General features: G+C 70.1%; 13 protein-coding genes and 2 pseudogenes. 8 read left to right on the forward strand and 7 right to left on the reverse strand.

Translation table 11 applies throughout. The annotated features are described in order from the left end of the window. Nucleotides 1-415: 415 nt before the first annotated feature. From C8250_RS11645 to C8250_RS43490, 5 genes and pseudogenes are all read left to right on the forward strand, one after another. A pseudogene (locus tag C8250_RS11645) lies at nucleotides 416-574 on the forward strand (IS1380 family transposase); the annotation flags it as partial. A gap of 436 nt (nucleotides 575-1,010) precedes the next feature. After that, on the forward strand, nucleotides 1,011-1,967 hold the full coding sequence (locus C8250_RS11650) for a helix-turn-helix domain-containing protein (protein ID WP_138352713.1): 957 nt from the start codon (nucleotides 1,011-1,013) through the stop codon (nucleotides 1,965-1,967). A gap of 141 nt (nucleotides 1,968-2,108) precedes the next feature. Beyond that, entirely contained in the window at nucleotides 2,109-3,107 is a 999-nt protein-coding gene (gene gap / locus C8250_RS11655) for a type I glyceraldehyde-3-phosphate dehydrogenase (protein WP_138352714.1), read from the forward strand. 115 nt (nucleotides 3,108-3,222) lie between these two features. Further along, complete coding sequence (locus C8250_RS11660; protein ID WP_138352715.1) at nucleotides 3,223-3,801, forward strand: YdeI/OmpD-associated family protein; 579 nt, start codon at nucleotides 3,223-3,225, stop codon at nucleotides 3,799-3,801. Nucleotides 3,802-3,827: 26 nt separating this feature from the next. After that, nucleotides 3,828-4,007: pseudogene (locus C8250_RS43490) on the forward strand (acyltransferase); the annotation flags it as partial. Between the two features lie 79 nt (nucleotides 4,008-4,086). Here C8250_RS43490 and C8250_RS11665 read toward each other — a convergent pair. Continuing rightward, complete coding sequence (locus C8250_RS11665) at nucleotides 4,087-4,986, reverse strand: DMT family transporter (RefSeq protein ID WP_138352728.1); 900 nt, start codon at nucleotides 4,984-4,986, stop codon at nucleotides 4,087-4,089. A 152-nt stretch (nucleotides 4,987-5,138) separates the two neighbouring features. Between C8250_RS11665 and C8250_RS11670 the strand changes: the two genes are divergently transcribed. Then, nucleotides 5,139-6,035, forward strand: a complete 897-nt coding sequence (locus tag C8250_RS11670) for a LysR family transcriptional regulator (RefSeq protein ID WP_138352716.1) — start codon at nucleotides 5,139-5,141, stop codon at nucleotides 6,033-6,035. A 20-nt stretch (nucleotides 6,036-6,055) separates the two neighbouring features. On the opposite strand, the gene C8250_RS11675 is transcribed toward C8250_RS11670, so the two are convergent. Both C8250_RS11675 and C8250_RS11680 read right to left on the reverse strand, forming a co-directional pair. Beyond that, entirely contained in the window at nucleotides 6,056-7,225 is a 1,170-nt protein-coding gene (locus C8250_RS11675) for a methyltransferase (RefSeq protein WP_138352717.1), read from the reverse strand. 117 nt (nucleotides 7,226-7,342) lie between these two features. Further along, nucleotides 7,343-7,774 carry a GNAT family N-acetyltransferase gene (locus C8250_RS11680; protein ID WP_138352729.1) on the reverse strand — a complete coding sequence of 144 codons (432 nt, stop codon included), beginning with the start codon at nucleotides 7,772-7,774 and terminating at the stop codon, nucleotides 7,343-7,345. Between the two features lie 114 nt (nucleotides 7,775-7,888). Here C8250_RS11680 and C8250_RS44830 point away from each other — a divergent pair, with 114 nt between their 5' ends. Next, nucleotides 7,889-8,437, forward strand: a complete 549-nt coding sequence (locus C8250_RS44830) for a LysR substrate-binding domain-containing protein (protein WP_138352718.1) — start codon at nucleotides 7,889-7,891, stop codon at nucleotides 8,435-8,437. Between the two features lie 434 nt (nucleotides 8,438-8,871). Here C8250_RS44830 and C8250_RS11690 read toward each other — a convergent pair whose 3' ends face one another. Both C8250_RS11690 and C8250_RS11695 read right to left on the reverse strand, forming a co-directional pair. Next, the gene (locus C8250_RS11690; protein WP_138352719.1) at nucleotides 8,872-9,606 is read right to left on the reverse strand and encodes a hypothetical protein; all 735 of its coding nucleotides are present in this window, start codon (nucleotides 9,604-9,606) and stop codon (nucleotides 8,872-8,874) included. A gap of 123 nt (nucleotides 9,607-9,729) precedes the next feature. After that, the gene (locus C8250_RS11695; protein ID WP_138352720.1) at nucleotides 9,730-10,989 is read right to left on the reverse strand and encodes a family 10 glycosylhydrolase; all 1,260 of its coding nucleotides are present in this window, start codon (nucleotides 10,987-10,989) and stop codon (nucleotides 9,730-9,732) included. 155 nt (nucleotides 10,990-11,144) lie between these two features. On the opposite strand from C8250_RS11695, the gene C8250_RS11700 reads away from it, so the two are divergent. Next, nucleotides 11,145-12,002, forward strand: a complete 858-nt coding sequence (locus C8250_RS11700) for a 3-hydroxybutyryl-CoA dehydrogenase (RefSeq protein ID WP_138352721.1) — start codon at nucleotides 11,145-11,147, stop codon at nucleotides 12,000-12,002. A 57-nt stretch (nucleotides 12,003-12,059) separates the two neighbouring features. On the opposite strand, the gene C8250_RS11705 is transcribed toward C8250_RS11700, so the two are convergent. Together C8250_RS11705 and C8250_RS11710 are read right to left on the reverse strand one after the other, a co-directional pair. Continuing rightward, nucleotides 12,060-12,809: an ABC transporter ATP-binding protein gene (locus C8250_RS11705; protein ID WP_138352730.1), complete on the reverse strand. Its 750-nt coding sequence runs from the start codon at nucleotides 12,807-12,809 to the stop codon at nucleotides 12,060-12,062. A gap of 91 nt (nucleotides 12,810-12,900) precedes the next feature. Further along, nucleotides 12,901-13,821 carry an ABC transporter permease gene (locus C8250_RS11710; protein WP_187145268.1) on the reverse strand — a complete coding sequence of 307 codons (921 nt, stop codon included), beginning with the start codon at nucleotides 13,819-13,821 and terminating at the stop codon, nucleotides 12,901-12,903. Between the last annotated feature and the right edge of the window lie 70 nt (nucleotides 13,822-13,891).

Raw genomic sequence — 13,891 nt, forward strand, 5'->3', positions numbered from 1 at the left:
GAGCCCGACGGGTATGACGACCGGGAGTGCGAACTTCCCCAGTTGCTGCACGCTGGGCAGTTCGCGGCTCCACTCGCGGTGCGGTGGCCTCGGGATGGTGCTGTGCATTGCGCCATGGCCCCATGGTAGAGGGAACCACCGACACAGTGTCGTAGTTACTGCACAGCCTTCCCGCCTGACGCCTATCCGTGACGGAACTCCACCACGTCGTCGGACAGGTATCGAGTCCTCCAACTGCGTCAAGTAAGCGTGCCCTGGCTGCCGCGATTGAGAACAGGGCAGGCGTCTCCTAACCTCGCGCTTTCATGAAGCCCGGTGTCCGACGGGTGGTCGGGTAAACGAAAAATGCCTCTGACCAGCAAGAATGAGTATTGTCGAGGTCCTTATTCCTGCCACCGTCGGAGGCACTTCCCAGGTGAAGAAGCGTATCGGTTCCTACCCTCGTGTCCACGTTGGGGGCGGTGGCCGGGCAGTGGTCTCGCAGGCGGGAGGCATCCTGCTGGTGGAGACGGTCCGCAAGACCGGGCTGGATCAGGCGATATCGGCGGCCCTGACACCGTGGCGCAGGCCGCGTGTCGCCGTACGTGTGAACGCGGCCCTGGCAAGATTTTCGTAGACGGAGATCATCTGGGTGCTGAGGTCGGCCGGTCCGCATACCGGCGGCGGAGGCGGGCGATCAGTGGTGGCCTAGCTACTCAAGTCCATCATCTCGCAAGCCTTGCGCGGCACACTCAACCTCTCGCCGGCATCGTCGCTGGTAGAGCTGCCTCCAGTGACAGAGAGTTAACGAGTGCATTCATGATTTGCCAACTATCCCTCTCATGATTTGCCAACAAGGATTCTCCACTCGCCCACGACCTGCGCGTCTCAGTCCATGACTTGCCAACTAGAGTTCTCGGTCACACCGGTGCGACCGGCGCTTCGGTCGGCCGTTCAGCGCCTCAGGCGGCCTTTCAGCGCTTCGGTCGGCGCGGAGCCTGTCGACGTCACGCCCCCCGTACCCTCTTTCCGTGCCAGCCTCTCGCCTGTACCGCGTCGCCGTCCTTGTGCTGCAGGGTGCGAAGCCACTCGATGTCGGCATTCCCGCGCAGGTTTTCACGACCCGCGCGAGCATGCCGTACGAGGTGCGGGTGTGCGGGGCGGCGCCCGGTCTCGTGAACGGTGGCGACGGCCTATCCTACCACGTGGCCCACGGCCTCGACGCGCTGGAGTGGGCCGACATCGTCTTCGTCCCCGGTTACCGGTTGCCGGACCGCGACGACCCGCCGCAGGCCGTCGTCGACGCGCTGATCGCCGCACACGACCGGGGTGCGCGGCTCGCCGCCATCTCGACCGGCGCCTTCGCGCTCGCCGCCACGGGCCTGCTCGACGGCAAGCGCGCCACGACGCACTGGCACTACACGCGGGCGCTGGCGGCGAGGCATCCCCTCGTGCGGCTCGACGAGAACGTTCTGTTCGTCGACGAGGGCAGCGTCCTGACGTCGGCCGGCGCGGCCTCCGGCATCGACCTCTGCCTGCACATCCTGCGCGGCGACCTCGGGGTGGCCGCGTCGAACCATGCGGCCCGGCGCCTGGTCGCGGCTCCCTACCGCAGCGGCGGGCAGGCGCAGTACGTGCCGCGCAGCGTGCCCGAGCTGCTCGGCGAGCGGTTCGCGGCCACCCGCGAGTGGGCCCTTCTCCGGCTCGGCGAGCCCCTCAACCTTGAGGTGCTCGCCCGGCATGCGGCGGTGTCGCCGCGCACGTTCTCGCGGCGCTTCGTCGAGGACACGGGATACACACCGATGCAGTGGGTCATGCGGGCCCGCATCGACGTGGCCCGTGAGCTGCTCGAGCGTTCGGAGCGGAGCGTCGAGCAGATCGCCGCCGACGTCGGTCTCGGCACCGGCGCCAATCTGCGGCGGCACTTCCAGAGCATCCTGGACACGACGCCGAGCGAGTACCGGCGCACCTTCACCCGGGGCGAGTAGGTTCACCCGGGGCGAGTAGGTTCACCCGGGGCGAGTAGGCCGCCACCGCGTGGCGCGATCCTTTCGAACCATGGCGATCACGCCGCTGCCACCGGCCGACGGTGCGCGAGAACCTGGTGGTGAACCGAAGGGACACCACTCATGACTCGCATCGCCATCAACGGATTCGGCCGCATCGGGCGCAATGCGCTGCGCGTGCTGCTCGAGCGCGACAGCACCCTCGAGGTCGTCGCCGTCAACGACCTCACGGAGCCGGCCACCCTCGCGCGGCTGCTCGCCTACGACACGACGGCCGGCCGGCTCGGCCGCCCGGTCACCGTCGACGGGGACGCCCTCGTCGTGGACGGCCGTCGCATCACGGTCCTCGCCGAGCGCGAACCGGCGCAGCTGCCGTGGGCCGAGCTGGGCGTCGACATCGTGCTCGAGGCGACCGGCCGCTTCACCTCGGCCAAGGCCGCCCGTGCCCACCTCGACGCGGGCGCGCGGAAGGTGCTCGTCAGTGCGCCGTCGGACGGCGCCGATGTCACGCTCGCGTTCGGGGTCAACACCGACGCGTACGACCCGGCCCTGCACACGATCATCTCGAACGCCTCGTGCACGACCAACGCGCTCGCACCGCTCGCCGCGGTGCTCGACGAGCTCGCCGGCATCGAGCACGGCTTCATGACGACGGTGCACGCCTATACGCAGGAGCAGAACCTGCAGGACGGCCCGCACCGGGACGCCCGCCGGGCCCGCGCCGCCGCGGTGAACATCGTGCCGACCACGACGGGCGCCGCCAAGGCGATCGGCCTCGTGCTGCCGAACCTCGAGGGCAAGCTGTCGGGCGACTCGATCCGGGTGCCCGTTCCGGTGGGATCGATCGTCGAACTCAACACGACCGTCGCCCGCGACGTGACGCGCGACGACGTGCTGGCGGCGTACCGCACCGCCGCGGAGGGGCCGCTCGCCGGCATCCTCGAGTACTCGGAGGACCCGCTCGTGTCGTCGGACATCACGGGCAACCCCGCCTCGTCGATCTTCGACTCGGCCCTCATCCGCGTCGACGGCCGGCACATCAAGGTGGCCGCCTGGTACGACAACGAGTGGGGCTTCTCGAACCGCGTGATCGACACGCTGGAGCTGCTCGCCGGCCGCTGACCGGACGCCGGGGCACCCCGCCTCCGGCCGCCGCGCCGCCCAACGCTTCCTGTGGGCGCTCCAGTCGGCCGGTCGGGCCAACTGGAGCGCCCGGTCCGGCGATAGCCTGGGCCGCATGGACGAGCTCGACGGAGTGGAGATCATCGCCTTCGCGGACGCCGGGGCGTTCGAGGGCTGGCTGGCCGGGCACTTCACCCGCCAAGAGGGCGTGTGGATCAGGATGGCCAAGAAGAACTCCGGCATCCCGAGCGTCACCTCCGACGAGCTGGTCGACATCGGGCTCTGCTACGGCTGGATCTCCGGGCAGCGGCGCTCCCAGGACGAGCGGCACTACCTGCAGAAGTACGTGCCGCGCCGGCCCAGGAGCCTGTGGTCGCGGGTGAACGTGGAGAAGGTCGAGATGCTGACCGCCGCGGGGCGGATGCGCGAACCCGGGCTGGCCGAGGTGTTCAAGGCGCAGGAGGACGGGCGGTGGGCCGCGGCCTACGCGTCGCAGCGGACGGCGGCCGTGCCGCCCGACCTCGCGGCCGCGCTCGACGCGAACCCCCCGGCGGGAAAGGCGTTCGAGGCGCTCGACAGGACCGGGCGCTATCTGACGATCCTGCCGTTGCTCCAGGCGCTCACGCCGGAGAGCAGGCAAGCCCGGCTCGAGAAGGCCCTGCAACTGCTGATGAACGGCGAGACCCCCGGATAGCGGCGTCGGCACGGTCTCCCGCCCGGCGGGCGTCCCCCGTGGCGGTCACCGCGACCGGCCTGCTCGTGGGCTCGCCCCTGCCCGGTCTGCACACCGTGCCCGACGGCCCGGGCTGGGTGCTCGCCCGGCTGGCCTGGCTGCCGGTGTTCGCCGTGGCGCTGCTGGTCTGCCGGGCCGCGTTCCGCCCCTATGAACAGGGGCGGCCGAGAACGGGCGGCCGGGTCGTACGCAAGGGGCGCCCGGCCCGGCCGGCGGCACCGCGGACCTGGCTCCAGCTCCGGCCGGCTACGGACGGCCGGGCAGGGCGGCTCCCTCGCACAGTGATCCGTCCCCACGCGCGCTTCGCGCCGGCCGGCGGGTCATGCCGACGCCGACGAGGACCACGGCCATGCCCGCGACGGTCCTGAGGCTGACGTCCTCGTGGAGCACGATCGCGCCCAGCGCCACCGAGACCACCGGCAGCAGGTATCCGACCGTGGCGGCGTTGGTGGCGCCCTCGTCCGCGATGAGCCGGTAGGTGAGGTGGAAGGTGATCCCGGTGGCGAAGATCCCCAGGACGACGACGGCCAACAGGGCTGCGGGGCCGGGGTGTACGGGCGCCAGGCCGCCGATCGGCAGGGTCAGCGCGCTGAGTCCCGTCGCGGCGAGGAGCTGGGACGCGGAGAGCGCGATGGTGGCGGTGCCCTTCCCGACGAGATGGCGCCCCATGTAGGCGAACGCGACGGAGTAGCTCGCCGCCGCCCCGAGGATGGCGGCGGAACCCCAGCTGACGAGTCCGTTCCGTCCCCACGGGGCGAAGATCAGCAGCGTGCCCGCGAATCCGAGGAGGAGTCCGCCCAGGCGGGCGGGGTGGAGCCGGCGTTCCGTGCCGATGGTGAGGCCGATCAGCAGGGACCAGAGCGGGGTGGTCGCGTTCAGGACGCCGGCCACGCCGGAGTCGACCGTCTGCTCCCCGACGCTGAACAACGCGAACGGCAGGGCGTTGCAGAAGAAGGCGGCCACGACGACATGGCCCCAGGTCGCGCGGTCGCGGGGCAGGTGGCGGCGCGACGAGAAGCACAGGACGAGCAGCACCAGGGCGCCCAACGCGCAGCGGGTGAACGTCACTTGAGCGGGCGACAGGCCGTCCAGGGCCAACTTGATCCACAGGAACGTCGATCCCCACAGCAGGGCGAGGACGCCCATCCGCACCAACGCCATCGGGCCGGACCCACCACTGCCGTTGTTGCTCACGTGCTGTCTCCCTGTTCGGTCTTCCGTCTCAGGTGATCACCGTGCCCCGAGTCGATACGACAGGACAAGAGAAAAGAGTTGCATGCACCATTAAGCTCTCCTACATGCTCGATGTGAGACGGATGCAGGTGTTGCGGGCGGTCGTCACCAGTGGTTCGGTGACCGCGGCGGCGGCGAATCTGGGGTACACCCCCTCCGCCGTCAGCCAGCAGGTGGCGGCGCTGGAGAAGCAGGCCGGGACGGCGCTGCTCGAACGCTTCGGCCGGGGCGTACGGCCGACGGCGGCCGGACTGCTGCTCACCGAGCACGCGGCCGTGATCAGCAGGAACGTCGCGGAGGCGGAGACGGCACTGGCCGACCTCCGGGCCGGCCGGACCGGGCAGCTGTCGGTCCGCTACTTCGCCACGGCGGGCGCGACGCTGGTCGCGCCCGCGCTGGCGCGGCTGCGTGACGAACATCCGGGGGTACGGATCGACCTCAAGCTCGTCGACCCCGAGGATCCCCTGCCCGAGGTGCAACAGGGCCGGGCCGATCTGGCGATCGTGGTGCACCCACGCGACCGGCCCAGCGCGGGCATCCGTCTCGTGCACCTGCTCGACGACCCCTACCGCGCCGTACTGCCCAAGGGGCACCGGCTCGCGGCGAAGAAGGTGCTGGATCTGACCGACCTCGCCGACGAGCCCTGGGTCGGCAACGAATGGCCCGCGGGCCCCTGCCTCGAGACCGTCGTCGACGCCTGTGCCGCGGCCGGCTTCAGCCCGGACTTCGTGGTCGAGAGCGAGGACTACGCCACGGCCCAGGGATTCATCGCGGCCGGCCTCGGAGTCGGTCTGATGCCGACGCTCGGACTGGGGAACCGCCATCATCCCGGCATCGTCGTGCGCAGGGTCCGCGGACCGGAGCCGGTCCGGGCGATCTACGCCGCGGTACGCGAGACCTCGCCGGCCCAGCCCGCCCTGCTGGGCCTGATCGACGCCCTCCGCGACGCGGCGGCCCGCTGAGCCGCCGCCTCAGGCCGTGATCAGCGTTTCACCGCTCGCAGGATGACGAACTTCGGGTCGCTCGCGACGACTTCGCAGTTGCCGAAGAGCCGGCGCAGCTTCACGTGGTAGCCGAGATGCCGGTTGCCGATCACCCACAACTCGCCCCCGGCGCGCAGCGCTTCGCGGGATCCGGTGAACATGTTCCAGGCCGTCGTGTCGGTCGTCGCCTGGTGGCTGTGGAACGGCGGGTTGTTCAGCACCAGGTCCACCGAGCCGGCGGGGACGGACGACAGGCCGTCGTCGACCAGGAACTCGGCCTTGGCGTCCGGTCCGGTGTTGGCCCGGAAGGTCGCCTCGGCCGAGGCCACCGCGGAGAAGGACTCGTCGATGAAGGTCACGTCGGCGCCGGGGTTGGCCAGCGCCGCGGCCGTTCCGACCACGCCGTTGCCGCAGCCCAGGTCGACGACGCGCTCGGGGCCGTCGCGCTGCGGGAGGTTCCGGAGGAAGAACCGGGTGCCGATGTCGAGGCGTTCGGCGCAGAAGATGCCCGCGTGGTTGGTGACGGCCAGGCCGGAGGCCGCGCCGACGTCGCCGGGCAGCTCGTACGTACGCGGCCACGGGCTGTCGGTGCGGACGAGCGCGGGGTCCGGCGTACTGAAGATGAGGCGGGCCTTCTTGGCGGCCAGCGACGTCCTGGTGGGACCGATGAGCTCTTCGAAGAGGGTGAGCGTCGAGGTGTGGATCTCGGTGACCATGCCCGTGCCGACGACGACGGTGCCCGCGTGCAGCCGCGGTGCGAGCCGGTGCAGTTGGTCCTCCAGGAGCGCGAGGCTCTTGGGCACCCGGACCAGCAGGACGTCGATGCGGTCCGGGACCGGGTCCATGGCCGAAAGCAGCCGTACCGTGCCGGGCTCGGCCCCGCTGCGCGCCAGGTTCGCCCGGGTCGCCTGCTGGGCGAGGAAGGAGTCGGTGATCTGTACGGGGCGGTGCGCGGCGAGCGAGGTGACCAGCGCGCCCCACCGGTCGCCCACCACGACGACGGTGCCGGAGAGGTCCACGGGCGCCGGCTCGCCGCCGTCCGGCGCGCTGCCGTCCAGGTGCCGCAGCAGGTACTCGTCGGCGGCGTCCCAGGCACGGAGCCTGTCGCGGGGGTCCTCGGGGAAGCGGGTGAGGTCGTACGCACCCGATGACGTCGTCAAACGGTTCATTGTGCCCTCAGGCTAGCCGAGTCCCCCGGACGTCCGGGCCACGCCGCCGGGCGGGCACCGGACGGGCACCGGACGGCGGGACGGGCGGCGGGACGGGCGGTGGACCGGGGCGGACCACTACGGCTCCGGGACGCTGTCCGTGGTGAAGGTCCACGACAGCAAGGCGGTGGCCTCGTCGGTGTCCGCCCCGGTGGAGCGGTAGGTGGCCAGGGCGGCCGGGTTGTCGCGGTCGGTGAGCACCCACATCCCGTAGCAGCCGCGCTCGCGGGCGAGCGCGGCCAGCCCGGTGACCAGTGCGCGTCCGATGCCGCGCCGCCGGTGCCCCTCGGCCACCCCGAGCTCGTAGAGGAACATCTCGGTCCCCTTGTCCGGGTGGGTCATCTCCACCCCGGTGACGAACCCGGCCGGCTCCGCTCCCCGGTAGGCCACCAGCAGGTGATGGCCCGGCTCGGCGAGGAACCGGGCCGCCCACTCCGGACGGGCCGGCCCGTCGAAGAGGGTCTCCGCGTCGATCACGTCCGCCGCCCGCGTCACCCGCCGGATGTCCAGCACCTTCGCCTCCCGGTGTACGGAACCACGTTGTCCCAGCACGGTTGTGCCCGACGCGTACCCGCGCCCGTTCACCGTACCCAGCGGTTCCGGCCTTAGGTCGTGTGCTGCGAGATGCGGAAGCTGCTTCCAGCGGTCGGTGGGAAGCGCGGCCTCGGCGCTGAGGCGGCCACCTGCCCGGGTGCGGAAGCGCTGGGCGGCCTGCGCCAGGTCCTCGTCCGCGAGTTCGGGGAACTCCGTGAGGAGCCGAGCACCGCGCTCGCCACCGGCAGTTCGGCGGCGTCGGTCGCGAGACGGACGTCCTTGGCCGCGAGCGCCACGGAGAAGTGCGCCTCCCGCGCGAACGCCGCCCTGGAAGGGCAGACAGGCGCCCCGCTCTTCGACCGGCTGCCGCGGATCGGTTTCGTCGCGGCCGAGTGGATCGCGAAGCAGGGCTTCGTCGCGGCGGGACTCGGCGTCACGCTCGTCCCGGCGCTGGCCGCCGCCTCGGTGCGGGCCGACATCGCCCTTGTGGCCCTGCATCCCGACGACGTCCCGGGCCGCGCCGTCCACGCCGCCACCGCGCGCGGCCTGTCACCGTCCCCGGCGGTCGGCGTGTTCCTCGGGCTGCTCGACGGGGCCGTCGCCGGACTGCTCGCCGGCCTCGAAGCCGGCACCGGGTGAGGGGTTCACAACGGGCAACGGGCCCCCGGACATGGAGCAGGGCCCGAGAGCGTGTCCAGCTCCCGGGCCCCTGTTGATGCCGCCCATATGCACACGCCGGCGCGAGTGGGTACGGGTCAGTTTTACGTCGTCTTGTTCTGCCATTGAACTACCGCCGCAGGAAGGAAGCGGCGGACCGGATTCGAACCGGCACCTGACGACCAAGCCCGAACCCGGTGGATCCGGCGATCGGCGGCGAATGCTGAGTCTGGAGCAAGAGTCTGAGATTGATCGCGGTCTGCCTCTGCCAGTTGGGCTACCCCGGCCGGTAGTGCCGGGAGAGGGACTCGAACCCCCACTGGAACCACGTCGTCACGACAAGCTTCAGGCTGAGCTTTGCGCTCCTGGCGCACCCTCCGCACATAGGCGGAGGGGGTCTGTTGGGGTGTGGCCGGCTACGGGCCGAGAAGGTAGCCGAGTACGGCGTCCCCGACCCGCTGGTCGGTGACTTCCGCGCTGTTGGCCTCCTCGCGGGCGAACTTGACCGCGTTCTGCAGCTTCTCCACCCGCTCGAGCAGCTCGTTGACGCGCCGGGCCGGAAGGGCGCCGGAGAACTTGACGGTCGTCCAGTAACCGACCGGCACGTCCTCGTAGTACACGTCGACCTGGGCGGGGTGCTTCTCCGTCGCCTCGGCCTTGACGTGGTTGCGCGGCACCTTCTTCGTACGGATGGTGCGTACCGGCTCGGTCTTCCACGCGTCGCTCGACGGGTCGAGGTTCCACGACTCCGAGGCGTCGAGCACCGGCAGCTTGCGGATGAAGGTGTGCAGGTCCACCAGCTGCTTCTCCAGGAACAGCAGGTACGACACCGGCACTTCCCGCACCAGCGGGCGGCCGTCGACCGTCACGTCGGCGCGGGCCTCGCAGTTCGCCCAGTCCTTGGTGGCGGTGACGTCGAAGAGCCGGGTGAGGGTGACCGCGGTCGTCCGCAGTACGTCCTCGGCCTTGATCTGGACCCGGGTCGACTCGGGGGGCAGCTGTTCGCCCTCCTCGTCCTTCGGCTGATAGGTCCGGGAGAGCCCGGAGAGCAGAACGGGCTTCTGCAGGTCGTGATGGGAAGCGGTCAGTTCCTGTTGGGACTTGGACTTGACGCCCTTCTCGACCGCGATGATCTGATTGAGTTTCGCCACAGGAGGACGCTAACAGGCCCGAACCCCTTGATCGAACGAATATCCGCCGGAAGGCCCGCGGCAACCGCCGTGCACAGGAGCGGTCTTGGCGGACCACGGGCCCCGGTGGCTCAGTGCGGCGGCTCAGTGCGGCGGGTGCGCGCAGCCGCCGTAGTGGTCGGCCACGACGCGGGTCATCGCTCCGAGCGGGTCGGACGCCACCTGGGTCGACGAGAAGAAGACGTTGCCGCGCACCTGCGGGAAGTCGCGGTCGAAGGTGAGATGGCGGGAGAGCTCGGCGGGGTCCTGCCAGGCCGCGGGCTGGCCGGCGACACCCACCTTGTACAGCGCCTCGCCCACGTACAGGTCGACGTCCGTTCCGGAGACCACATCCGCCCACCAGGGGACGAGCTTGGCGTAGTCGGCGGCCGGGAACCCGATGTTCCAGTACACCTGGGGAACGATGTAGTCGATCCACCCCTTCTTCACCCACCCGCGGGTGTCGGCGTGCAGGTTGTCGTAGGTCTGGACGCCCGCTGTGGTGTCGGAGCCGAGCGGGTCGGTCGCCCGGTTGCGCCACACCCCGAAGGGGCTGATCCCGAAGCGGGTGTGCGGCCGGATCCGCTTGATCCGGACGGCCGTCTCACGCACCAGCCGGTCGGTGTTGTCGCGCCGCCAGGCCGCCCGGTCGGGGAACCCGGAACCGAAGGCGGCGTACGCGGCATCGTCGTCGAAGACCTGCCCCGCCACCGGGTACGGATAGAAGTAGTCGTCCCAGTGCACCGCGTCGACCGGATAGCGCCGCACGGCGTCGAGCATCGCGTCCTGGACGAACCGCCGCACCTCCGGCAGCCCCGGGTTGTAGTACAGCTTCCCGCCGTACGGGACGACCCACTCGGGGTGCAGCCGGGCCGGGTGGGTCGGGGTGAGCAGGTTCGGGTCGGTGTTGTTGGCGATGCGGTACGGGTTGAACCAGGCGTGCAGTTCCAGACCGCGCCGGTGCGCCTCGCGCACGGCCGTGCCGAGCGGGTCCCAGCCGGGGTCCTGGCCCTGGGTCCCGCTGAGGTACTGCGACCACGGCTCGTACGGCGACGCCCACAGCGCGTCCGCGGTGGGCCGGACCTGGAGGATCACCGCGTTGAGCCGGCGCTCGACGGCGGTGTCCAGCAGATCGAGCAGTTCCCGCCGCTGCTCCGCCGCCGGCAGGCCGGGTGCGGAGGGCCAGTCCGTGTTGGCGACGGTCGCGATCCACATACCGCGGAACTGGCGCGCGGGCCGCTCCCGTTCCGTGGTCCCGGCCCTGGCGGCCGCCGCCGCGGGTGTCCCGGTGGCGGCCGCCAGGGCCACCGCGCCCACGGTGCCGATGGCTCCCACGGCGAAGGTCCTGCGAGTGATGTGCCCCATCCGTGCCCCCTGATCGTCGGGTGCTGTCCCGCTGATGATGGTGCGGCCGGGGGGCTGGAGCAATCCTCCGCACCGGCGGAGTAACGTCGGAGCGGGCGGGCCCGCTACCGCGTGGTGCGCCCGCTTATTCCTGTACCACAGCGAAAGGCTTACGAGTGAGCGACATCCAGCGCGTCGGAGTGGTGGGGGCCGGGCAGATGGGCTCCGGTATCGCGGAGGTCTGCGCCCGCGCCGGACTGGACGTCCGGGTCGCGGAGACCACCGGCGAGGCCCTGGAGCTCGGCCGTACCCGTCTGACGAACTCCCTCGGGAAGGCCGCGGAACGCGGCAAGATCACCGAGGAGGAGCGGGACGCGACACTCGCCCGTCTGAGCTTCACCACCGACCTCGGCGAATTCGCCGACCGTGACCTCGTGATCGAGGCCGTGGTCGAGAACGAGCAGGTCAAGACCGAGATCTTCCAGGTCCTCGACCAGGTGGTGACCCGGCCGGACGCGATCCTGGCCTCCAACACCTCGTCCATCCCCCTGGTGAAGCTCGCGGTGGCCACCTCGCGTCCCGAGTACGTGCTCGGGATCCACTTCTTCAACCCGGCCCCGGTGCAGAAGCTCGTCGAGCTGATTCCGGCCCTCACCACCGCGGACGACACCCTCAAGCGCACCGAGAGCCTCGTCACCGACGTCCTCGGCAAGCACGCGATCCGCGCCCAGGACCGCTCCGGATTCGTGGTGAACGCGCTGCTGGTCCCGTATCTCCTGTCGGCGATCCGGATGTTCGAGTCCGGAATCGCCAATCGCGAGGACATCGACAACGGTATGGAAATGGGCTGCGCGCACCCGATGGGCCCGCTCAAGCTTTCCGACCTCATCGGTCTGGACACCATTGCCGCCATCGCGGATTCGATGTACCACGAATTCAAGGAGCCGCTGTACGCCGCTCCCCCGCTGCTCCAGCGCATGGTCGACGCGGGCCGGCTGGGCCGTAAGACCGGGGCCGGTTTCTACCAGTACTGACCGCATTGATGAACCAGTGAAAAAGCCGGCCCGCCGTTCCGACGGCGGGCCGGTCCGTCATCCGTGGGCGTTCTCGTAGGCGCTGACGACTTCCTCGGTGGGGCCGTCCATGAGGAGCTCGCCCTTCTCCAGCCACAGCACCCGGTCACAGGTGTCGCGGATCGATTTGTTGTTGTGGCTGACCAGGAAGACCGTGCCCGCTTCCTTGCGCAGTTCGCGGATGCGGGCCTCGGAGCGGCGCTGGAAAGAACGGTCGCCGGTGGCCAGCGCCTCATCGATCATCAGCACGTCATGGTTCTTGGCCGCCGCGATCGAGAACCGCAGCCGGGCCGCCATGCCCGAGGAATACGTCCGCATCGGCAACGAGATGAAATCGTCCTTCTCGTTGATTCCCGAGAACTCCACGATTCCCTGGTACCGCTCGCGGATCTCCTCCTGCGACATCCCCATCGCCAGACCGCCGAGCACGACGTTCCGCTCGCCGGACAGGTCGTTCATCAGCGCGGCGTTGACCCCCAGCAGCGAGGGCTGGCCGTCGGTGTAGACCCGGCCGCTCTCCGGCGGCAGCAGACCCGCGATCGCCCGCAGCATCGTCGACTTGCCCGACCCGTTCGACCCGATGAGACCGATGGCCTCACCCCGGTACGCGGTGAAACTCACCCCGCGCACGGCATGGACCCGCCGGACGTTGGGCGACGACTTACGGGACACCAGGCGCCCGAGGGCGGCCGTCGCGCTGCCCTTGCTGTTCCCGGCGCCGTGCACCCGGTAGACGATGTGCACATCGTCCACGATGACGGTCGGGATACGGGACCGGGCCGGAGCCTGAACGGCGGTGCTGCCGGCGGCGCTCCGGTCGGTGTCGGTGCCGGTGGCGCTCTTCTCGATCTCCACTGTCTCAGCCACGGCCGTACTTCTCCTCAGCCTTCCAGAAATACACGTACCCGCCGACACCCACCACGACCGCCCAGCCCACCGCCACCGCCCACACGTGCGGCGGCATCTCCTCGGCGGTCACGCTGTCGATCAGCGCGAAGCGCATCAGGTCGATGTACACCGCGATGGGATTCACATCGAGCAGGATCTTCACGAAATACGGTGCCGTCTTCGTGAAATTGCTGATGCTGTACATCACGCCGGAGGTGTACATCCACGTCCGCAGGATGAACGGCATCAGCTGCGCGAGGTCCGTCATCTTGCTGCCCAGCCGGGCCACCGCCAGCGCCAGGCCGGCATTGAAGATCGACTGGATGAACAGCGCCGGAATCGCCAGCAACCACGACCAGGTCGGCACCTCGCCGGTCATCAGCACGATCGAGAACAGCACCAGCATCGACATCAGCAGCTGCTGCAACTGCATCAGCGTGAACGCGATCGGCATCGACGCCCGCGGGAAATGCAGGGCCCGGATCAGGCCCAGGTTCCCCGAGACCGCCTTCACACCACTCATGATCGACGACTGGGTGAACGTGAAGATGAAGATGCCGGTCACCAGGAACGCGATGAAGTTGTCCACACCGCGGTCGGTACCCAGCAACAGCCCGAAGATCAGGTAGTACACCGCCGCGTTCAGCAACGGCGTCATCACCTGCCACAGCTGACCCAGCCGGGCATCGGTGTACTGCGCCTGCGTCCGCGCCTTCGCGAACTCGTTGATGAAGTGCCGCCGGCCCCACAACTGCCGGGTGTACTCGCCGAGGCCCGGCCGGGCACCGCTGACCGACAGCCCGTACTTCGCCGCCAGCTCAGCGGCCGACAGCCCGCCGTCCGGGCTGTCCAGGTCCTGCGCCGCCGCGGGGGCGTCCGTGTGCAAGGTCATGTGACGCGCTTTCGTTCGAGGCGAAAACGGGGAGTGAACACGACACGACGGAACGGATCCGTCTCGTCGT

Source organism: Streptomyces sp. So13.3 (assembly GCF_005860785.2).
Classification (GTDB): domain Bacteria; phylum Actinomycetota; class Actinomycetes; order Streptomycetales; family Streptomycetaceae; genus Actinacidiphila; species Actinacidiphila fildesensis.